The sequence below is a fragment of the uncultured Sulfitobacter sp. genome (genome assembly GCF_964021855.1).
In the GTDB taxonomy this organism is placed as follows: domain Bacteria; phylum Pseudomonadota; class Alphaproteobacteria; order Rhodobacterales; family Rhodobacteraceae; genus Sulfitobacter.
The window spans coordinates 18,055-40,090 of the sequence record NZ_CAXHZD010000001.1; the positions used below are offsets into that span (position 1 = coordinate 18,055).

General features: G+C 58.0%; 19 protein-coding genes. 7 read left to right on the forward strand and 12 right to left on the reverse strand.

Going from position 1 to position 22,036, the window contains the following annotated elements; all coding sequences use genetic code 11:
* Positions 1-34: 34 nt before the first annotated feature.
* The 4 genes from AADJ11_RS00090 to AADJ11_RS00105 form a co-directional block, all read right to left on the reverse strand.
* On the reverse strand, positions 35-1,111 hold the full coding sequence (locus tag AADJ11_RS00090; RefSeq protein WP_341232527.1) for a branched-chain amino acid ABC transporter permease: 1,077 nt from the start codon (positions 1,109-1,111) through the stop codon (positions 35-37).
* A 75-nt stretch (positions 1,112-1,186) separates the two neighbouring features.
* Entirely contained in the window at positions 1,187-2,176 is a 990-nt protein-coding gene (locus tag AADJ11_RS00095; RefSeq protein WP_341232528.1) for a branched-chain amino acid ABC transporter permease, read from the reverse strand.
* 35 nt (positions 2,177-2,211) lie between these two features.
* Positions 2,212-3,033: an ABC transporter ATP-binding protein gene (locus tag AADJ11_RS00100; protein WP_219580385.1), complete on the reverse strand. Its 822-nt coding sequence runs from the start codon at positions 3,031-3,033 to the stop codon at positions 2,212-2,214.
* Between the two features lie 73 nt (positions 3,034-3,106).
* Positions 3,107-5,077 carry an AMP-binding protein gene (locus AADJ11_RS00105; RefSeq protein ID WP_341232529.1) on the reverse strand — a complete coding sequence of 657 codons (1,971 nt, stop codon included), beginning with the start codon at positions 5,075-5,077 and terminating at the stop codon, positions 3,107-3,109.
* 211 nt (positions 5,078-5,288) lie between these two features.
* Here AADJ11_RS00105 and AADJ11_RS00110 point away from each other — a divergent pair, with 211 nt between their 5' ends.
* From AADJ11_RS00110 to AADJ11_RS00125, 4 genes are all read left to right on the forward strand, one after another.
* Positions 5,289-7,199, forward strand: coding sequence for a PAS-domain containing protein (locus AADJ11_RS00110; protein ID WP_341232530.1), 1,911 nt, complete (start codon positions 5,289-5,291; stop codon positions 7,197-7,199).
* A complete protein-coding gene (locus AADJ11_RS00115; protein ID WP_341232531.1) occupies positions 7,196-7,897 on the forward strand; it encodes a response regulator transcription factor in 702 nt (233 codons plus the stop codon). Before AADJ11_RS00110 ends, AADJ11_RS00115 begins: the two co-directional genes overlap by 4 nt.
* Entirely contained in the window at positions 7,888-8,358 is a 471-nt protein-coding gene (locus AADJ11_RS00120; protein WP_341232532.1) for a GNAT family N-acetyltransferase, read from the forward strand. The genes AADJ11_RS00115 and AADJ11_RS00120 overlap by 10 nt, the downstream gene beginning before the upstream one ends.
* Before the next feature lie 61 nt (positions 8,359-8,419).
* A complete protein-coding gene (locus AADJ11_RS00125; protein ID WP_341232533.1) occupies positions 8,420-8,647 on the forward strand; it encodes a WGR domain-containing protein in 228 nt (75 codons plus the stop codon).
* 136 nt (positions 8,648-8,783) lie between these two features.
* Here the strand turns inward: AADJ11_RS00125 and fdhF are convergent, their stop codons facing one another.
* Positions 8,784-11,552, reverse strand: coding sequence for a formate dehydrogenase subunit alpha (gene fdhF, locus AADJ11_RS00130; RefSeq protein WP_341232534.1), 2,769 nt, complete (start codon positions 11,550-11,552; stop codon positions 8,784-8,786).
* Between the two features lie 216 nt (positions 11,553-11,768).
* On the opposite strand from fdhF, the gene AADJ11_RS00135 reads away from it, so the two are divergent.
* From AADJ11_RS00135 to AADJ11_RS00145, 3 genes are read left to right on the forward strand one after another with little or no spacing between them, the layout of a single operon-like run.
* The gene (locus AADJ11_RS00135) at positions 11,769-12,422 is read left to right on the forward strand and encodes a histidine phosphatase family protein (protein WP_341232535.1); all 654 of its coding nucleotides are present in this window, start codon (positions 11,769-11,771) and stop codon (positions 12,420-12,422) included.
* Between the two features lie 11 nt (positions 12,423-12,433).
* The gene (locus AADJ11_RS00140) at positions 12,434-13,054 is read left to right on the forward strand and encodes a glutathione S-transferase family protein (protein WP_341232536.1); all 621 of its coding nucleotides are present in this window, start codon (positions 12,434-12,436) and stop codon (positions 13,052-13,054) included.
* Positions 13,051-14,109, forward strand: a complete 1,059-nt coding sequence (locus AADJ11_RS00145; RefSeq protein ID WP_341232537.1) for a saccharopine dehydrogenase — start codon at positions 13,051-13,053, stop codon at positions 14,107-14,109. Before AADJ11_RS00140 ends, AADJ11_RS00145 begins: the two co-directional genes overlap by 4 nt.
* A gap of 66 nt (positions 14,110-14,175) precedes the next feature.
* Here AADJ11_RS00145 and AADJ11_RS00150 read toward each other — a convergent pair whose 3' ends face one another.
* From AADJ11_RS00150 to mutL, 7 genes are all read right to left on the reverse strand, one after another.
* On the reverse strand, positions 14,176-14,907 hold the full coding sequence (locus tag AADJ11_RS00150) for an SDR family NAD(P)-dependent oxidoreductase (protein ID WP_341232538.1): 732 nt from the start codon (positions 14,905-14,907) through the stop codon (positions 14,176-14,178).
* Complete coding sequence (locus AADJ11_RS00155; protein ID WP_341232539.1) at positions 14,904-15,464, reverse strand: DUF3833 family protein; 561 nt, start codon at positions 15,462-15,464, stop codon at positions 14,904-14,906. Before AADJ11_RS00155 ends, AADJ11_RS00150 begins: the two co-directional genes overlap by 4 nt.
* The gene (locus AADJ11_RS00160; RefSeq protein WP_341232540.1) at positions 15,464-16,705 is read right to left on the reverse strand and encodes an MFS transporter; all 1,242 of its coding nucleotides are present in this window, start codon (positions 16,703-16,705) and stop codon (positions 15,464-15,466) included. Before AADJ11_RS00160 ends, AADJ11_RS00155 begins: the two co-directional genes overlap by 1 nt.
* A complete protein-coding gene (locus tag AADJ11_RS00165) occupies positions 16,702-17,460 on the reverse strand; it encodes a DUF1365 domain-containing protein (RefSeq protein ID WP_341232541.1) in 759 nt (252 codons plus the stop codon). Before AADJ11_RS00165 ends, AADJ11_RS00160 begins: the two co-directional genes overlap by 4 nt.
* On the reverse strand, positions 17,457-18,776 hold the full coding sequence (locus tag AADJ11_RS00170) for an FAD-dependent oxidoreductase (RefSeq protein ID WP_341232542.1): 1,320 nt from the start codon (positions 18,774-18,776) through the stop codon (positions 17,457-17,459). The genes AADJ11_RS00165 and AADJ11_RS00170 overlap by 4 nt, the downstream gene beginning before the upstream one ends.
* Before the next feature lie 124 nt (positions 18,777-18,900).
* Positions 18,901-20,148: a DNA recombination protein RmuC gene (gene rmuC / locus AADJ11_RS00175; RefSeq protein ID WP_341232543.1), complete on the reverse strand. Its 1,248-nt coding sequence runs from the start codon at positions 20,146-20,148 to the stop codon at positions 18,901-18,903.
* Complete coding sequence (gene mutL / locus AADJ11_RS00180; protein ID WP_341232544.1) at positions 20,145-21,986, reverse strand: DNA mismatch repair endonuclease MutL; 1,842 nt, start codon at positions 21,984-21,986, stop codon at positions 20,145-20,147. Before mutL ends, rmuC begins: the two co-directional genes overlap by 4 nt.
* Positions 21,987-22,036: the final 50 nt, after the last annotated feature.

Below are 22,036 nucleotides of genomic sequence, written 5' to 3' on the forward strand. Positions count from 1 at the left end.
GCAAGGTTTCTCCTCCCTCGCCATGTGCCACCCCCTAGTGCGGGAAGGGCCACAATCTCAGTTTTTCCTTGGCCACGCGCCACAGTTGGGCAAGGCCGTGCGGTTCTGCGATCAGGAACACGATAATCAGGCCCCCGACGATCACAAGCTGCAAATGCGCCACGATATCTGTGGGCCAGCCCAGCCAATCCACACCAACGATTTTCAGCACCACAGGCAGCAGCACCAGAAACGCGGCACCGGCAAAACTGCCAAAGATCGATCCCAGCCCGCCGATGATGATCATGAACAGCACGAGGAATGATTTCTGAATGCCGAACACTTCGCCGACCTCGACCGCGCCCAGATAGATGGCAAAGAACAACGCGCCTGAAATACCGATAAAGAACGACGATACAGCAAAAGCGGTCAGCTTGGCGCGCAGCGGGTTCACCCCGATGATCTCGGCCGCGATGTCCATATCGCGGATCGCCATCCATTTGCGCCCCACCGACCCGCGGGTCAGGTTACGGGCCACATAGGCGCTGAAAATCACAAACATCAGACAGAACAGATATGTCGCCCAAGCTTGGGTATTCGCACCGGTGATGTTGATGCCCAAGAATGTGCGCTCAGGTGCGCTGATCTGACCCGACGCCGAATAGTTGTAAAACCACGGCACCCGGTTAAACAGCCACACAAGAAAGAACTGCGCCGCCAATGTTGCAACCGCAAGGTAAAACCCCTTGATCCGTAGTGACGGCAAACCGAACAGCACGCCAACCGCCGCTGTGATAAGGCCGGACAGCAATACATGCACCAGCATGCTAACATCCGGGAAACTGGTCATCAGCTTGTAGCAGGCATAAGCCCCCACAGCCATGAAACCACCAGTACCCAAGCTGACCTGACCGCAATATCCCACCAGAATATTCAACCCGATCGCCGCAATGGCATAGATCAGGAACGGCAGGAAAAGCGAATTTACCCAATAGTCGTTGATCATAAACGGGATCACGGCAATGGCGATGAACAGCACAAAGTAATAGCGATACCGGTCAAACTTGATCGGAAACGTCTGGCTGTCTTCTGCATAGGTGGAGCTGAAATCCCCTGATTCACGATAAAGCATCAGATGCGCCCCTCATTCCAAATGGTTTTATATCCTGGGGTCCGGGGCAACGCCCCGGTCCGACGATTGCCGTGACTACACCCGTTCAATGATCTTCTCCCCAAACAAGCCCTGCGGACGGAACACTAGGAAAATCAGCGCCAACATATAGGCAAACCAGTTCTCAGTCGCACCGCCAAGGAAAGGCGCACCGATCAGGAATTCGAACAGTTTCTCACCCACGCCGATGATCAAGCCGCCCACGATGGCACCGGGGATCGAGGTGAACCCGCCCAGCATCAACACTGGCAGCGCCTTAAGCGCGATTAGCGACAGCGAAAACTGCACACCTGATTTCGTGCCCCACATGATACCCGCCACAAGGGCAACAAACCCCGCCAGCGACCACACAAGGATCCAGATAAAGTTCAGCGACACACCGACCGACAACGCCGCCTGATGGTCATCCGCCACAGCCCGCATTGCGCGACCCTGCTTGGTGTATTGCGCAAACATCACCAAACCGACGACCAGCAACGCCGCGATGATGCTCGCTACGATATCAAGGTTATCGATAAAGAACCCGTAGCCGAGGAACTCGAACGTGGTCTCATCGATCCATGTGTTAATGCCCTGCGGCAGCCCCACATCCATCGATTTGATGTCAGACCCCCACATCAGATCGCCGACGCCTTCAAGGAAATAGGCCAAGCCGATGGTCGCCATGAACAGGATGATCGGCTCTTGCCCGACCAGATGGCGAAACACAAACCGCTGCACGGCATAGGCCAGCGCGATCATCACCACCATTGTTAGCAAAATCGCCAGAAACGCCGGAACGTTCCAACCAAAGTGATGCACATCGGTGCCAAATATGGCGTTGATCAAGTGGCTAAACGGCACCTGACCGTCAATGATACCGGCCAAGGTCAAGGCCGCAAAAAGCGCCATAACCCCTTGGGCATAGTTGAAAATGCCGGATGCTTTATAAATCAGAACAAAGCCCAACGCGACAAGCGCATAAAGCACCCCCGCCATCAAACCGTTCGCGGTTACCTCTAGGGCAAATGCCAGTTGCTCAGGCATATCAGACCCTCCAATTCGCAAAATTTAGGTCAAAATCAGTCATCATGTGCGACCCCCAAATAGGCGTCGATGACGTCTTGGTTGTTGCGCACGTCATGCGGTGTGCCGTCGCCGATCTTTTTGCCGTAATCCATCACGACCACACGGTCGCTTAGGTCCATGACCACGCCCATGTCGTGTTCGATCAGGACAATCGTTGTTCCGAATTCGTCATTCACATCCAGAATAAAGCGGCTCATGTCCTCTTTTTCCTCGACGTTCATGCCTGCCATCGGTTCATCCAACAGCAAGATCGACGGCTCGGCGGCCAAGGCGCGGGCCAGTTCGACCCGTTTCTTCAAACCATAGGACAGACGTGAAACCGGCGTTTTGCGGATCGCCTGAATCTCAAGGAAATCGATAATCTTCTCGGCGACTTCGCGGTTCGCGGTCTCTTCGCGCTCCGCCTTGCCCTTCCAAAGGGACTGCCAGAACAGGCCGGTTTCCATATGGGTCAAACGGCCGGTCATGACGTTATCAAGAACGCTCATCCCCTCGAACAGGGCGATGTTTTGAAACGTGCGGGCAATGCCCTGCTGGGCGACCTGAAACGGTTTCATCGGTGCGCGACGCGCGCCCTTGTACCAAACTTCGCCATCCTGCGGGACGTAGAACCCGCTGATCACGTTCAGCATCGAGGATTTCCCCGCGCCGTTCGGCCCGATGATTGCGCGAATTTCGCCTTCGCGAATATCCAGCGAAATATCCTTGATCGCCTCCACACCGCCGAACCGCAGGGTGATGTTTTTCATCTCCATCACCACCGGGCCGATCTGGCGACCATCCGCTGTGACGTAGCCGTCAGCCTGATCCTTCATGCTACACCCTCTTTCCAAATGGTCTTAAAATCCACTGCGCAACCATTGCGCCCGAACGCGCCGCTCATGATGTTCATGCCGCGGCCTTCTTGCGATTGTCTGCGAATACTTTGGCATCGCGCACTTCCAATGTGGCCGCAATCGACCCTTTGCGCCCGTCCTCATAGGTCACTTCCGTGACCGTACTGACCGACGGTGATCCATCATAAAGTGCGTTGATGATGTCTTCGAACTTTTCTCCGATCACCTTGCGGCGCACTTTGCGTGTGCGTGTCAGTTCGCCGTCATCAGCGTCCAGTTCCTTGTGCAGCACAACAAAGCGGTGCACCTGACAGCCCGACAGCATCTCGTCTTCGGCGATGGATGCGTTGACCTCTTCCACATGGCTTTGGATCTGGTCCATCACCTGCGGATGCCGCGCCAGTTCTTGGTAGGACGCATAGCCGATATTGTTACGCTCAGCCCAGTTCCCCACCGCCGTCAGGTCGATATTGATGAACGCCGTGCATTCGTTGCGGCCATTGCCAAAGACAACCGCCTCAAGAATATTCGGAAAGAATTTCAGCTTATTTTCAACGTATTTCGGCGCAAACAAGCTGCCGTCGGCCATCTTGCCCACATCCTTGGCACGGTCGATGATGCGCAGATGGCCTGTGCTTTCCTCGATAAAGCCCGCGTCGCCCGTGGCGACCCAGCCTTCGGCATCTTTGGTATCTGCCGTGCTTTCGGGGTTCTTGTAATACTCAACGAAAACGCCGGGGCTGCGATAAAACACCTCGCCATTATCGGCGATCTTCAGCTCGACACCTGGGCAGGTCACACCAACCGTGTCACTGCGCACTTCACCATCGGGCTGCGCCGTGATGAACACAGTCGCTTCGGTTTGACCATAAAGCTGCTTCAGGTTGATCCCAAGCGAGCGGTAGAAGTCGAAGATTTCAGGCCCGATCGCCTCACCCGCCGTATAGCCCACCCGCACGCGGCTTAGGCCAAGCGTGTTTTTCAGCGGGCCATAGATCATCAACTCGCCCAGACCGTATTTCAAACGGTCCATCAAACCGACGGGTTTGCCATCCAGAATGTCCGGGCCAACTTTGCGGGCGACCTTCATAAAGCGGTCGAACAGCCATTTCTTGAAACGGCTCGCGTCCTCCATCCGGATCATCACGCTGGTCAGCTGCGTTTCAAACACCCGCGGTGGGGCAAAGTAATAAGTCGGTCCGATTTCGCGCAGATCGACATGCATCGTGTCAGCGGATTCGGGGCAGTTGGTACAAAACCCTGTCCACATCGCCTGACCCACCGAAAAGATGAAATCGCCAACCCAAGCCATCGGCAGATAGGCGAGGATGTCGTCAGTCTGGCGCAGCTTATCGAATTCAGAGGACGACTTGGCCGTCTCGATGATATTGCGGTTGCTCAGCACAACGCCCTTGGGCTTGCCCGTGGTGCCTGACGTATACAGCATCACGCCAGTGCTGTCGTAATTCAGCTTGGCCTGACGGGCCTCAAGCTCTTTGATATGCTTGTCACGTGCCTTGCGGCCCATGTCTTGCACGGCAACGTATTGGTTCAATGCGCCGTGGTCATATTTGCGCAAACCGCGTGGATCTAGATAGATGATGCGTTCGAATTGGGTCAGCTTGTCTTGGACCTCAAGCACCTTATCGACCTGCTCTTGATCCCCTGCCACGACAAACCGCGCGCCACAATGATCCAGCACATAGGCCATTTCTTCGGCGTTGGCGTCTTGGTACAGCGGCACCGGCACCGCCCCGACCATCTCGGCGGCCATCATCGCCCAATATAGATAGGGGCGGTTGCGGCCGATGATGGCGATGAAATCACCTTCCTTGGCGCCCAGCTCAAGCAAGCCAAGGGCAAGCGCTTCGACCTCGTCGCGCGTTTGCGACCAGGTCCAGCTTTGCCAAATACCAAATTCCTTTTCGCGATACGCAGGCGCGTTCGCGAATTGCTCTGCATTGCGATGCAGCAGCGCCGGCACGGACTGTGGTCCGTCGGCGCTTACAAGCTTGTAAGCCAAATATCTTCCTCCCAAGTCCTGCTCTTTATCGGCAGGTCGATCGCTGGTGCGATTCTGATGTCGTACCATGATGTTGATCGCAGTCTGTGCGTCAACTTATTCTTAATGATTGCTCAATCCTTACGAATTGTTACAGGGTTCGTTTTGCCTGCGCGGGCTTTGCGCAGCCCCAAGGATGGTGATAGCCATTGACCGACGAAAGGGGGATCAGATGCAGTTCAACGACACGCAAACAAGCGCGATGACCGCTGCCGGGCTGAACCTGATCGCCCAAGCGTTAACCATTTACGACGCGGATTTACGGCTGGTCCTGTGCAATGCGCCGTTCCAGCAAATGTTCAATCTGCCGTCCGCGTTTGTGACACCCGGCGCGACGTTTCAGGAAACAATCACCCATCTGGCAAAGGCCGGTGAATATGGTGATGTGCCCGACGTCGACGCATTTGTGGCGGAACGTGTTGTTCAGGCCCGCGCGTTCGAGGCGCATTATATGGAACGCACCCGCGCCAATGGCCGCACGATTTCGGTCGAAGGATCACCCCTGCCCCAAGGCGGTTGGGTCACCGTCTATACCGATATTTCACGCACCAAGCAGCAAGAGGCGCTGTTGCGCGCCCGCTCGGACGCGCTGTCTGGTCAGGTCATCGCCCATGCCGAAGAGCTGGCCGCGACCAACCGCGAACTGGCCGCGATGAACAGCGCGCTGGAAGAGGCCAAGCGCCAGTTAACCCTGTCAGAGGCGCGCACCCGTCTGACCACCGAAATGATGCCCGCGCATATTGCGCATGTGGATGCCCAAGGCCGCTATACCTATTCCAACCGCCGCTTGTCTGCGGTGATGCCCGGGCGGCCCACCGAACTGGTCGGACACACAATTCGCGAGATTTTGGGCCCCCAAGCCCACGATAGCATCACCCCGTCCTTGACGCAGGCCTATGCGGGCAAGCAATCAATTGTCGAGTTTACGGATGAGGCCAGCGCCCGCCGCATCCGTGGTGCCTTTACCCCCGATCACAACGGCGGTGTTTATATTCTGTCGATGGATGTGACCGAAGAAACACAAAACCGGACCGCCCTGCAACAAACCCGGCGGCGCGAATCCGCAGCGCAGGTTATTTCCGGCCTCGCGCATGATTTCTCGAACCTGCTGACCATTATTCTGGGGCTGCAATCCCGACTGGGCCGTATAGATGCCTTGCCCGCCGCTGCCGCCCCCCTGATCGAAGGCACCTTGGCTGCCGCACGGCGCGGCGGTGCCCTGCTCAGCACGATTGCGGATATGACTGGTGCCCGCCCGCTGCGCCCTACGGCCACAATGATCGACAGCATGCTGTCTGACCTTAGCCTGTTGGCCAAACCAACGCTGCCGAAAGCCGTCGAATTGCACATCAACAATCAAATGCCCGATCACCCTGTGTTGCTGGACAGCGGATTGGTGCAAGACGGGTTGCTGAATTTGATTCTGAACGCCCGCGACGCCTGCGGTATGGCGGGTGTGATCACGCTTGAGGTGCGGCTGGTCCATGACACATGGATCGAATTCATCCTTCGGGATGACGGCCCGGGGTTTTCCGCCTCCGCGCTGGAACACGGTTTCGCGCCCTTTTTCACCACCAAAGGGGCCGAAGGGTCGGGCCTTGGGCTACCCATGGTCTATGACATGACGAAATCAGCCGGGGGTGATTTGCGGCTGTCAAACACCCCCACCGGTGCACAGGTTACCATGCGGCTGCCTTACCGCATTGCCGTGCCTGCGACGACAGGTTTGGTGCTGCTTGTCGAAGACGCCGACGATTTGCGCGCCTTGGTGCGCGATATGCTGATGGGCATGGGCCACTCCGTGATCGAGGCATCCAGCGCGGACGAAGCCACCGCCTTGCTTGCCGATTTGCCCGATATATCGCTGGTGCTGTCCGACATCCAACTGATGGGGGAAGCAACCGGCCTTGATCTGGCACAACGTTTGGGACCAGATGCACCGCCCATGGTATTGATGACATCGCTTCCCGCAGATGACCCGTTGTTTCTCAAGGCGCAAACCCTTGCCCCCGTCTTGCGCAAACCGTTTGATTTGAAAGATTTGACCGCGCTGATCACGCCCGAAGGAATGGCCGCCCAATGACCCGCCCCCTTGTCACCATTCTGGACGACGAACCAGAAATCCGCAGCCTGCTGGCAGATGTCTTGGAAGAGGCCGGGTTTGATACCCTCAGCTTTGGCCGCGCTCGCGCGTTCGAGGCCGCACTGGCGACCCATACGCCCGATGTCTGCCTTGTCGATCTGTCCTTGCCCGATACCGATGGGCTGACGCTGGTGCACCGCTTGGCGTTAGAGCGCGGTGCGATCGTCATCATTATCTCGGGCCGCGCGCAGGTACAGGATCGGGTGACCGGGCTTGAGCTTGGGGCCGATGACTATATCATAAAACCTTTCGACCCGGCCGAGGTTGTCGCGCGCATCCGCGCCCGTATGCGCAGCGTCAAACCCGCAACCAAGACAGGCAATGTCGCGACATTCAACGGCTGGACCGCCCATTTCGAGCGCTACACGCTGGAAGACGAAGCAGGCACCGAAACCACATTCTCTCACGCCGAAGGCGAGGTTTTGCGCCTGTTTCTGGACGCGCCCAAGCGCCTGATCAGCCGTGCACAGATGCAATCCAGCCTTGGCGGCGTGGCGTCAGAAAGCTTTGATCGCGCCATGGATGTCCGCATTTCCCGCCTGCGCACCAAGCTGCGCGAAGACCCCAAAAACCCGCAGCTGATCAAAACAATTTACGGTGCCGGGTATATCTTTTTAGGTGACGTGACATGGACATGACCCCCTATCAAATGGGTCCTGATGATCCGGCCTTGGCCGACCTGCTGACCCTCATGCGCGACTGCTTTGCCTATATGGAAGGGCGGATCGACCCACCCAGTTCCCTTGGAACAGTCACTCAAAGCACCTTGCAAAGAACCGCATCCGAGGCCGAGATTTGGTGCATCGGTGCCCCGCCTGTTGCCTGCATGATCCTGACCCCCAAACGCAGCAGCCTGTATCTGGGCAAAGTTTGTGTCGCACCGACCCAGCAACGCCTTGGCCTCGCGCGCCACATGATTGACCTCGCAACAGACCGCGCCCGTGATATGCGGCTCACCACGCTAGAGCTTCAGACTCGGGTCGAATTGATGGACAATCACGCGACCTTCAAGGCGCTAGGGTTCAGCGAACACGCCCGCACGGCGCATCCCGGTTATGATCACCCGACCAGCATCACCATGCGTAAACCTGTCGCCTAACCGACCAAGACATTACAATTTTTCGTTGCTTTACACGCGACATGACAGCTAGATTCACAAGATGATCGAATGCCTTCTTTACCGGAACAGTACCGCACAACGACGGTTGTTCTACCGCGTTGAAATCGCGATGAATCTGTTCAGCGAAGTATCCGTGATGCGTGAATGGGGGTTGGCCGGCGGGCGGCCCAAAGCCGTGGTGCAATGCTTTAGCAACCTACGCGAAGCATCCCGCGCCGCAGACCGTCACCGCAACCGCGCCGAACGACGCGGCTACCTCCGGGCCTGATCACTGCAGCTTTCGCAAACCCAAAAATCCCCACATCTTCTCTGGCTCAAAAATATCCTAGGGAGTTTGAGGGACAACGTCCCTCATCCCCAAAATAGATCGCATGTGCCCGAAGGGCACTCAATCAGACGACGCGCTACTCGGCCGCGACGGCCCCCGCGATCCGCTCGACCTTCACAGCCGAGTATTTGAACTCAGGGATTTTCCCGTAAGGATCCACAGCCGGATTCGTCAGGATATTTGCCGCCGCTTCGACATAGGCAAAGGGCAGGAACACCATGTCAGGCGACACCGCGCGGTCCTCGCGGGCCATAATCTCAATCGCCCCGCGCTTTGTCGACAAACGCACATATTCGCCGGGGGCCACCCCAAGCTTGCGCAAGGTGGATGGATGCAGAGAACAATTCGCCTCAGGTTCCAACCCGTCCAACACACGCGACCGACGTGTCATTGATCCGGTGTGCCAATGCTCCAACTGACGCCCAGTTGTCAGGATCATCGGATAATCTTCATCCGGCACATCATCGGGTGCAATGATGCTTGCCGGTGTGAAACGTGCCCGCCCGTCTTGGCGCGGGAAACCATCGCCAAAGACAATGTCCTGCCCCGGGTCAACCGGGCTCAGCGACGGATAGGTCACCGCGCCCTCTGTCTCCAACCGGTCCCATGTGATGTTGTTCAGCGATGTCATGTTCAGCTTCATTTCGGCAAACACCTCGCTGGGGTGCGTATAGGTCCAGTCCAGACCCAGCCGTTTGGCCAGCTCAACCTCGATCCACCAGTCTTCTTTGGCCTCACCGGGCGGTGCCACGGCGGTGCGTCCCATCTGAACCTGACGGTTGGTGTTCGTCACCGTTCCCGTCTTCTCGGCAAAGGCCGATGCCGGTAAAATCACATCCGCGAAATTGGCCGTTTCCGTCAGGAAAATATCCTGCACCACCAGATGATCCAGTTGGGCCAAGGCATCGCGGGCGTGGTCCACATCCGGGTCCGACATCGCGGGGTTTTCGCCCAGCACATACAGGCTGCGGATGTCGCCATCATGGATCGCATCCATGATCTCGATCACCGTCAGACCCTTCTTACTGCTGAAATCGTCGCTTTTCCAAACCTCGGTAAAGGCCGACCGCACACCATCATCCGAAACCGGCTGATAATCCGGCAAGAACATCGGGATCAAACCCGCGTCCGACGCCCCTTGCACGTTGTTTTGCCCGCGCAGCGGATGCAAACCCGCACCCGGCCGTCCAATTTGCCCTGTCATCAACGCAAGGCTGATCAAGCAACGCGAATTGTCTGTGCCATGAATATGCTGCGACACACCCATACCCCAGAAAATCATCGCGGCGTTGGCCCCGGCAAAGGTGCGTGCCACATCGCGCAAGACCTCGGCCTCGATCCCGCAAATCTTGGCCATCTTTTCGGGGGTAAAGGTCTTAAGATGCGCCTTCTCGATTTCCCAATTCTCGGTGTAGGCTTCGATATATTGCTGATCGAACAGCTTCTCTTCGACGATCACATGCATGATCGCATTCAGCATCGACACATCGGTGCCGGGACGGAATTGCAGCATATGCGACGCATGACGCTTCAACGCTTGGCCCCGCGGGTCCATCACAATCAGCTTGCCACCGCGCTTTGCGAATTGCTTGAAAAACGTGGCCGCCACCGGGTGGTTTTCGGTCGGGTTTGCCCCGATCACAATCGCCACATCGGCGTTTTCGATCTGGTTAAACGTGGCCGTAACGGCCCCCGATCCGACATTCTCCATCAACGCCGCAACCGATGACGCATGGCACAGCCGCGTACAGTGATCGACGTTGTTGTGACCGAACCCTTGGCGGATGATCTTTTGGAACAGATAGGCTTCCTCGTTGGTGCATTTGGCCGACCCGAACCCGGCAACACCGCGCCCGCCGATCTTCCTCATGCCATTGGCGGCAAAATCCAACGCCTCGTCCCATGACGCCTCGCGAAAATGCGTGTGCCAATTGCCGGGGTCCACATTCAAACCCTTGGCTGGCGCATCTTCCCGGCGGATCAATGGCTTGGTCAGCCGGTGCGGGTGGTGGATATAGTCAAACCCAAACCGCCCCTTTACGCACAAGCGGCCCTCGTTCGCCGGGCCGTTGATGCCTTCGACATATTTGATCTTGCCGTCTTTGACCTTCAGCGACACCTGACAGCCCACGCCACAGAACGGGCAAATGCTGTCGACTTCACTGTCGAAATCCGCGCGATCCCCGACCTGATCGGCATCGACCACCGTCGCCTCCATCAAGGCCCCGGTCGGGCAAGCCTGCACACATTCGCCGCAAGCCACACAAGACGACGCCCCCATCGGGTCTGCCATATCAAAGGTGGGATAGCTGTCATGCCCCCGCCCCGACATACCGATCACGTCGTTCACCTGAACCTCGCGACAGGCGCGGACACATAGGTTGCACTGAATGCAGGCATCCAGATTGACCCGCATCGCCACATGGCTGTCATCCAGCAGCGGAATGCGCCCCTCTTCCAACTTGGGAAAGCGGCTGACCTCAACCCCCTCAAGCGCTGCCATATCCCACAAATGGCTCGACTTATCATGGGCGACATCTTGCGGCGGCTGATCCGTCACCAGCAGCTCCATCACCATCTTGCGCGCATTCTCGGCGCGCGCGTTGTTGGTGGTCACAACCATCCCCTCGGCGGGCTCGCGCAGGCATGATGCAGCCAAAACCCGCTCGCCCTCGATCTCAACCATACAAGCGCGGCAATTGCCGTCGGGGCGATACCCCGGCTCTGGCGTATAACACAGATGCGGTATTTTCAGACCGCGCCCGTTGGCAACTTCCCAAATGGTCATCCCGGCCTCGGCCTCAACCTTTTCGCCGTCCAGCGTAAATGAAATTGTTTCAGCCATTTGGGGTTCCTCCTGCAACGCGCTTGCTTAGCATAGACCGCATCGAAAATCGACGGCAGTCACAATCCCGACGCCCCACCCCGATTTTGCGCCACGGTTGTTTCCGATACGCGTCCCCCCGCTTCTCTGGCTAAAAAATATCCTCGCCGAAGGCTCCGGCCCTTTCAACCGGTGCCAGCCTTCCCTATCAAAGCTGCAACAGCAAAAGGCGCGCCAATGTCCCACATCACCCTTATCCGCCACGGCCAAGCCAATTCAGGTGCCACAGACGAGGCAGGCTATGACAAGCTTAGCCCGCTGGGTCATCAGCAAGCCGCATGGCTGGGCGACCATCTGCGCCATTCTCAGACACATCACACCCGGCTCTATACCGGCACGTTGCGCCGCCATATTGAGACAGCCGAGGGGATGAACACAGCGCTTGAGCCCGTCCGCGACGCACGCCTGAACGAGCTTGAATACTTCACCCTAGCCACGATTATGGAACAGCAACACGGCATACCGATCCCTGAAGATCAACACGGGTTCAGCACCCACCTGCCGCTGATATTCGAGACGTGGAAGAACGACGATCTCGACAACCCTCCCGAAAGCTACGCCAACTTTGAAAGCCGCATTCAATCCGTCCTTGAGGAAATCGCCCAAGGCGACGGGCCCGCGCTTGTGGTCACCTCCGGGGGGCTAATCTCGATGGCGATGGCGCAGGCGATGGGGCTGGGGCTGCCGGCGATGTCACGCATGGCCTTGGCCATCATGAACACCTCGATGCACCGGCTTTTCCCGATTGGGGGGCACTGGTCGCCGGTGCTTTTCAACGCGGTGCCGCATCTTGACACGCCAGACCGGCGCACCGCGCAAACCCATATTTGAAAGGCCAGGCAATGCTAAAACTTTATTACGCGCCGGGCACGATTTCGATTGCCGTTGCCCTTACGCTTGAGGAAGCAGGGCTGCCTTATGAGGCGGTAAAGGTAGATTTCAAATCAGCCGAGCAAACCCAGCCCGATTATCTGGCGATCAATGCCAAGGGGCGCGTGCCCGCATTGGTGTTGTCAGATAGCACGGTCCTGACCGAAACTGGGGCGTTGCTGGAATATATCGCGGATGTGGCCCCGTCAGCAGGGCTGATCCCAACGGACCCCGCGCTTGCCGCGCATATGCGCAGTGCGATGTATTATCTGGCTTCGACCATGCATGTCGCCCATGCTCATAAAATGCGCGGGTCCAGATGGGCCAGCCAGCAATCCAGCTTTGACGACATGACAGCGATGGTGCCCCAGACCATGGCCGCCTGCGCAACATATGTGGAAACTCACCTGCTGCGCGGGGACAGCGTATTGGGGCAAAGCTTTAGCATCGCCGATCCCTATCTGTTCGTTGTCTGCACCTGGCTGGAAGGCGACGGTGTTAGCATCGCAGACTACCCGAAAATTCAACACTTCATGACAAATATGGAGGCGCGGCAGAGCGTCAAAACCATCCGTGAAAAGGCCATGCTATGACACAAACGCATCTGTGGGTCCGCGCCGAACAGCGCGACAATGAAACCCGTGTCGGTATCACCCCCGCAGGCGCGGCGAGCCTGCTAGAACGCGGCTTTGAGGTCACGGTTGAGGCATCAGATACCCGCGTGATCCCCACCGACGCCTATGCGCAGGTCGGATGCACAATTGCACCGCAGTTCAGCTGGCCTGATGCGCCATCCGACGCGATCATCTTTGGCCTAAAAGAGCTGCCCGCCGACGGCCATCCGCTGACACATCGGCACATCATGTTCGGCCATGCCTACAAAGGGCAATCTGCGGGCCGTATCCTGCTCGAACGTTTCAAAGCCGGCGGTGGCACCTTGTATGACCTTGAATACCTGACCAATGATGACGGCCGCCGCGTCGCCGCCTTTGGGTATTGGGCGGGTTTCGCAGGGGCTGCTGTTGCTGTCAAATGCTGGGCCGCTCAGGCACGTGGCGAAGTCGCCGCACCCATCACGCCATCAGCCAATGCCGATGAGCTGACCCATGAATTACGCACAGCACTTGCACCGTTAGATACGGACCATCTGGACGCGTTGGTGATCGGCGCGCTTGGCCGGGTCGGCACGGGTGCCTCGGATCTATGCAAGCGCTTGGGCATTCCTGTGACTGGTTGGGATATGGCGGAAACCGCCAGTGGCGGGCCATTTCCGGAAATCCTGAACCATACGCTGTTCTTTAACTGTATCCTTGCCGGACCGAACACGCCGGTCTTTGTCCCGAAATCAGCGCTCACCGCAGAACGCCAGCTTCGCGTGGTCGGAGATATCGCCTGTGATCCCGACAGCACGTTCAATCCCGTACCGATCTATAGCGAAGCGACAAGTTGGGAAGCCCCTGCCCTGCGGGTTCATGAAAACCCGCCATTGGACGTCACCGCGATTGATAACCTCCCGTCAATGCTGCCACTGGAAAGCTCTGAAGATTACGCTGCGCAACTGCTTCCGACGTTGCAGGGGCTTGGGGAGAACACAGCGGTTTGGCAGCGGGCGAAGCGGCTTTTCAATGAGCATCTTTTGGATATTTAAGAGCCAGAGAAGCAAGGGGCCTGCAAAAGATATAGCGTCGTCGCAAGACGACAGCTTTGGATTGGTCTAGCTGAACAGGCGGAAGTACAGCGCGTCCGGCAGCAGCCTTGAAAAGCGGAACAGCAGCGAGAATGTGAAGGGGAAGCTTTTCTTGAACCGGTCGCTGTTCATGTGATCAAAGGTCTGTTGTGCGGCGTCTTCTGGCGTCATCAGGAACGGCATCTTGAAGTCGTTTTTATCTGTTAGTTGCGTTTTTATGAAGCCGGGGTTGATCACCTGAACCTGAACGCCGGTCTTGCGCAGATCTGCGTACATGCATTCTGCCAGTGACATCGTCCCCGCTTTGGATGCCGTATATCCGATTGATTTTGGCAGCCCGCGAAAGGCGGTCAGGCTAGATGTGATGACGATGTGACCGGCATTTTTCTGCACCATACCGGGGACGACTTCGCCCATCACCCGGACGAGGCCGGTCAAATTGACATCAATCACTGTCGTGGCGTGGTCTGCTTCCCATTCTTGCGCGCCGAACGGCCAATAGGCCCCGGCCAGATACACGATGCCATCGACGTCGCCCACGTTTTGGGCCGCCGCGCGCACGCTGTCGATATCTTGCACATCGATGGTCTCAAAACTGGCTTTTCCCGGCAGCGCTTTGACCAGCTCGGCAAGCTTATCCTCTGACCGTGCAGATACAATCACCTCGGCACCGGCGCGGCTAAGCTTGTGGGCCAACGCCTCTCCCAGGCCCGCGCTTGCGCCGACCAGCCAGTACCGCTTGCCCTGCCACGATTTCATTGCGTTTCCCTTTTGCGGATTGTCGCGACCAGTTCTGCGACCTTGAACCCAAACTTGCGGAACTGGCTGCGGTTGATCAGCGTCCCTTCGGGCGTCAGGTATATCCAATCGACTGTCTGCAACGTATGCCCACCCACGTCTTCGGGCAGTGTGATCGGATAGCGGATTTGTATCGTCGCCCCTGAGTTACAGCCCTTGCCGACACCGGGCACATCGGGTGCAGTTGCGGTAAAGTTTCCGCTCTCGCCCATTTGAATAGTCCAGACGCGATCCTGGGTCGATTTATCATCATAGGTGAAATGTTCGTTGATCGTCGCGATATCGCCGTCCCAGTGCACATTGAAATCCGCGACAAAGGTGCTGGTGACCCGCCCCATCGGGCCAAAGATGACACCTTCGCAAACCATCTCTCCGTCCAGATCTTTGCGCATGTCCAGCACGTTAAGATCGTCTGCGTAATCCTCGGGCCCCTGTGCGGGAAAACCCGCAATGAAGTGGCGGGCCAGCATGACGCACATGACGCATCCGGCACCGATCAAGAAGAATACCAAATCCATTACCTCTTGCCCTTTTCAAGTTCGGTTCCGGCCAACAGCCCAATTGCAAGCAGCTTGAGGATGCAGGGAAGCCCCGCATAAAGCCAGATTAATGTCCTAATGGCGGATTGTGAATGAACTGTGGCGTCGCTGCTAAATCCGGACATCTGCAGTATTGGAAGTAGCGTCACAGCAGCAAAGGCAAGTGTGAATTTCGACACAAGCGACCAAAGTCCGAAACCTTCGGCCGCAGAGGGCGAAATTGCGGCCATGCGCGCGGCAAACATCGCGGGCAGCAGCGTCAGATCAGCACCAAGCGCCGCACCAGAGCCGATACACACCAGCGCGAACAGCGCGATATCGCCCGTGCTGAGGAACAATGCGCCGCCGAATGCCACGATCGCAAGGACCATTGCGGACAACAAAACCGGTTTTGGCCCATGCTGTTCGGCCAAAAAGCCCCACAGCGGGGCCGCGGCGGCGGCGGCCAAAAAGAACAGCAGCAACAACGGCCCTTCCCAGCCCGGTGCCTGCAATGCGCTTTCCACGTAGAACAGGAATAAAGTCGAGGATACCGCCACAGGTGCGGCGTTCAAAAGCGCGATCAGCAATAGCATTCGCGCGACAGGATCCCGCAGGACAATGGCAAAACCCGGCGCTGCTGGCGCATCAACCTGTTGCCATTCGTTGCGCATCATCACGACCGACGCCAGTGCCAGCACAGCAAACCCAACGGCAAAGCCCGCAAAGGGGGCACCCATAAATGCGCCCAACCCCACGGGCGCGACAGAGGCCGCGCAGACACCCAGCAAGCCACCGGTTTCACGCCACCGCGCCAATGACAGATGACCGGCACCCGGCAAGGATGCGGCTTTGGCCACACCTTGGGCATAAAAACAGATCATCAGAAAGCTGAAGGACGAAAACACACCTGTCAGGGTTACCGCGAACCAAACCAACGGTGGCAGCGGCGGAGACACCGCGAACAAGGCGTACATCGACACGGCCATCAGGCCGCTCGCAATGGCGACCGCCACCCCGCGATGGTTCCTAAGCCGCTCAGACAACCGCCCCAGCAACGGGTCCTGGACCACGTCCAACAGCCGCAAACCAAATAAAACAGAGCCTAATGCCGCGAGAGAAACGCCGTATTCGTCAACAAAAAACTTCGGCGCATGAATATAGATCGGCAGCCCCGCTGAGGCCAAAAGCGCCGCGAACAGCGCATAGGCTGGCAAGTTATGCGGGGCGGCTTGCGTCACCTTGATACATCCTGCCGTGGCGGCTCGGGGCGTGGTCTGTATCCGCCGCCTTTCCACCACAGCTTGACCGCTTGCCAGTGGATCAACGCCAACACACGCCGTGCACCAAAAGGTCTGCGCAACATGGCCCACATGATGCCGGCATTGGTCAGCGGCTTACGCTTACCTGTCAGCGTCGCGATCAGCCCTCCCTCGGACTGCGTGTAATCAATCCAGATGCCGACGCGATCCTCGCGGATATCAAAGCGAAAGACATAACGCCCCTCGACCGGTTGAAACGGGGACACGTGAAAGACTTTGGTCGCGTGCAGATGATCATCAGGTTTAATTTCAGACAGGTCGTCGTGATGGCAAAGATAGCTGTGCCGGTCGCCAAATGTATTCGACACCTCGGCAATCACTGTGATCAGCGCGCCATCTTGCCTGCCGCACAGCCAAAAGCTGACGGGGTTAAATACGTGCCCCAGAACCCGCGGTTGGGCCAATAGTTCGATCTTGGTGACACCCGCGATTTGATGTTGCGCCAGAACATCGCGCACCCACGCGGCACCGCGCCCTGCGCCCTTGTCCCCGCCATGGTCGATGTCTTGCAACGACGTTACCCCGCGACCATTTCGGGAAAACAACAGCGGCGTTTCTAGCTGCGCATCGGCATCGACCAAAACATAGTCCACCGAATAGCGAAATGCGTTTTCAACGCTGCCTTTGCGCCCGTGATAGGTGACCCCTGCTATATGATCGACGGCAGCCGTCACTCTGCCGCCAGCGGCACCTGGATATCACCCCGGATCGCGCGCACCACGTCGACCGCGCTAGAGAGACCATCCTCGTGGAAGCCGTTTTTCATCCATGCCCCGCAGAACCAAGTGTTGTTGGTCCCGTTAAATTCGCGCACCTGTTCTTGGGCGTTCAGGGCTGCCATATCATAAACAGGGTGGCGCAGGGTGACCTGATCATAGATCAGTTCCTCACGGATCGGACGTTTGGTATTCAGGGTCACAAAATGCAAATCATCCATGGGAATGGGTTGCAGTGAATTCATCCAATAGGTCAGGTCAATCCGGTCGGACTGCTGGCCCTTATCCTCGCAATAGACCCACGACGCCCATGTTTTGCGGCGCTTGGGCATGATGCTGGTATCTGCATGCAGCACGATATCATTCGGTTGGTATTTGACCGCCCCCAATGCCGCTTGTTCCTGCGCGCTTGGGTCAGACAGAAGGGCCAATGTGTCATCGGAATGGGTCGCAAACACCACCTCGTCAAAGGCTTCCCAATCGCCACCGTTTGATTTCACCTCGACCCCGGCGGGCGTGCGGCGCACCGACTGCACGGCGGCGCTTAGACGGATATCAACGCCCTTCGCGCCCAGTGACGTGCCCAAGCGGCTAACATATTCCTGCGACCCGCCCTTGACCGTGTACCATTGGTGCTGGCCCGTATGGCTTAGCAGAGCGTGGTTTTCGAAAAAGTCGATCATCGAATAGGCGGGAAAATCCATGATCTTTTCAACCGGCGTTGACCAGATCGCGCCGGACAAGGGCGACAGATAATATTTGCGAAAATACTCGCCCGCGCCCAGCGAGTTTAGAAAACCTGCGATGGTCAGCGACCGGTCTTGGGCGATTGTGGTGGCGGTATTATTGAACCGCAAAATATCGCTAAGCATGCGCAGGAATTTCGGGTTCGCCAGATTGCGCCGCTGCGCAAAGATCGAATCCATGGTCATCAACGCATATTCCAATCGCCCGCCGTCAATCGACGCGCCAAAGCTCATGTTGGATTTCACGACCGGCACATCCAGTTCGTCGAACAGCGCGGCCAGATGCGGATAATTGGCATAGTTGAAAACGATAAAACCGGTATCGACGGGTTGATCGCCATTTTTGCCAGCCATCTTGGTGCGGGCATGACCGCCCAGCCGTGGTTCCCCTTCGAAAATCGTGACGTGATGATCGTCTGCCAACATATGCGCCGCCCCCATTCCGGAAATCCCGGCACCGATAACAGCGATTTTACGTGGGCCTGTCAGCATGCCGTGGCGTGGCGGGTCGATGGCTTCAAACGGCATGATGGGGCAAAATCCAATATATTAGGTAACGTGCATGTAGTTCGAAAAAGACCAAGGCCAACACATAAATGAATTGCTGGTCAATTATATTGACGGGTGTCCTTATGAAGGGGCCAGCACAAAGCTAGGGCGTGCCATCGTGGCCGGGCTTGGCCAATGGCACAATCGTGCTGTCTTGGTCGGAAACTTCTTCAAAATCAAAGTTGTCCAAGCGGGCAGCACGCTTTCCAGCACGTTCTGCCGCCGTTCCCAACCCTTCTAGATCGGCCCGCGCCTGCCCGAAATGGGTGTTCAGCTTGCCCACACGTTCCACGACAATCTCAACATCGCGGTGCAGCATTTTCAGCGTTTTGCGAATGGCCCCTGCCTGTTCACGCATACGCGCGTCTTTCAAAATCGCCCGCATGGTGTTCAGCGTGGCCATGCAGGTGGTCGGTGACACGATCCAGACCCGCGCGGCAAAGCCCTCGCGCACCAGTTCTGGGAAATTCGCGTGCAGCTCGGCATAAACAGCCTCGGACGGCAGGAACATCAGCGCGCCATCTGCCGTTTCGCCTTCGATGATATACTTGCTGCTGATCGCGTTGATGTGCGCTTTGACAGCGACCCGCATGGCACGGGCCGCGTCTTTGACCTCGTAGTCGGACTTGGCCTTGCGCAGCGCCTCATAGGCTTCCAACGGGAATTTGCTATCGATCACGATGGGGCCGGGCGGGTTTGGCAGATGGATCAGACAATCGGCGCGCTTGCCCGAGGAAAGCGTCGCTTGCATCGTATAGCTGTCGCTGGGCAGCGCCTTGGACACGATGTCGTTCAGCTGGATTTCCCCAAACGCGCCGCGCGTCTGTTTGTTGCTCAGGATGTCTTGGAGCGACAGCACATCGCCCGAAAGCTTGGTGATGTTGTCCTGCGCCTTGTCGATCGCGGCCAACCGTTCTTGAAGCTGGGTAAGACTGGTCGTGGTTTGTTTTGACGACCCGTGCAGGGTTTCGGTCATGCGTTCCTGCATTTCCGCCAGACTACGGGCGGACCGCGCGGCGTTCTCGGCCAGCCGGTCCTGCATCTGCTGTTGCACATGGGCCATCCGCGCCTCGATGCTTTGCACCATTTGGGTTTGCGCATTGGCCTGCGTGTCAGACACCGTTTGCAGGCCACCGCGCAATTGTTCCTGCCCCATGCCAAGCTGCTGCACATGGCCCCCCATGACCTGCATCTGCCGCGCCAACGGCTCGACCATCCGCGCTGATCTGCCAGCCGCCCGTACCGCCATGATCAGCAAGATCACGACCAAGAGTGCGAGCACCGCCGCCCCAACCCCGATCAAAACGCGCGGATCATCCAACGCATAGCTTTGCCCGCCAATCTGGATCATGTGCGCCCGAACAGCCGTTCAATATCGCTGAGTTTCAGCTCAACATAGGTCGGGCGCCCGTGGTTGCATTGGCCGGAATGCGGGGTTGCTTCCATCTCGCGCAGCAGGGCGTTCATTTCCTCGCCGCGCATCCAGCGGCCTGATCGGATCGACCCGTGACAGGCAACACGGCTTAGGATCGCCTCGATCCGGGCCTGAACGGTGTTGCTTTCGTTTTGATCAGCGAGTTCGTCAAGGATGTCCAAGATCATCGCCTTGGCATCCACCGTGCCCAAGATCGCTGGCGTTTCGCGCACGGCGATGGCGCTGCCGCCAAAGGCCTCAATGCTCAGACCCAGTTTGGCCAGTTCCTCCGCGACATCCAGCAGTCGCGCGCAATCGGATGCCGACAGATCGACAATCTCGGGGATCAGCAACGCCTGTGCGGCGACGCCGTTTTCAGCCATCTGCCGTTTCAGTTTTTCATAGACCAAACGTTCATGCGCGGCGTGCTGATCGACGATGACCATGCCCGTCGCGGTTTGGGCGATAATGTAATTCTCGTGTACCTGACCCCGTGCCGTACCCAGTGGGTAATCAGGGGCCTCTTGCGGTTCTTCGGTCACTGGATCAGCTGGGGTTTCCACCCGGCCCCACGTGCCAGCCGTCTCGGCAAATCCGGGGGATTGCGCCTGATAGGCGGCAGTGCGCGCACCTAGCGAAGGGCGGTCCATCTGATAGACGCGCGCGCCTGTTTGCTCGGGGCGCATCGCGCTCAATGTCGCGTCCGCCACCGTGGTCGAGGCGCGGTGCCCCGCATCCGCCAAGGCGTGACGCAGGCCCGATACAATCAACCCGCGCGCAAGACCGGGGTCACGAAAACGCACCTCAGACTTGGCCGGGTGCACGTTCACGTCCACCAACGTCGGGTCGCAATCGATAAACAGTGCAGCCGCCGGATGGCGGTCACGGCTAAGTAGGTCAAAGTAAGCGCCCCGCAGCGCGCCCACCAGCAGCTTGTCCCGTACAGGGCGCCCGTTCACGAACAAATACTGCGCCACCGCCGTACCCCGCGAATAGGTCGGCAGGGCAGCAAAACCTGTCAGGTGCAGCCCCTCGCGTTCGGCATCGATGGGTAGGGAGTTATCTGCAAATTCGCGCCCCAAGACCTGCGCCAAACGCCCGTGCAGTGCGGCAAACATATCGCCTTGTTCAGCCTCGGCGCGGAACACTTCGCGGCCCGGCCCGTCGCCGGACACATCGCGCAGAGTGAAGCGCACGAAAGGTTCGGCCATGGCCAGACGTTTGATGATATCGGCGATGGCCTGCGCCTCGGCCCGGTCGGTGCGCAGGAATTTCAGACGTGCGGGCGTGGCGAAAAACAAATCGCGCAGGGTGACGACCGTGCCCCCGTTCAATGCGGCGGGGCGCACAGGGCCGGTTTGACCACCATTCACGGTAATCTCGGCCCCGTCTTGGCCCGCAACGCGGCTGGTGATGGTCAGCCGGCCAACGGCACCTAGCGACGGCAATGCCTCGCCACGGAACCCGAAGGTGTGGATGTTCAGCAGATCCGAGCCGTCAATTTTGGAGGTCGCATGGCGGGACAGCGCAAGGGTCAAATCCCCCGCTGCGATGCCGCAGCCGTCATCTGTCACGCGGATCAGCGTCTTGCCACCGTCGGCATATTCCACGGTGATCTGACGCGCGCCAGCATCAATGGCGTTCTCGACCAGCTCCTTAACGGCCGAGGCGGGGCGTTCAACCACCTCGCCCGCTGCGATGCGGTTGATTGCCGATTCATCAAGCTGCCGGATAACCGGTGCTACATCGCGTATATTGGGGTTTGGATGTGCCATAGCGCTAGAACTAGCATAGTTGCACGCGATTCTGAAAGTGGCAAAGGAGC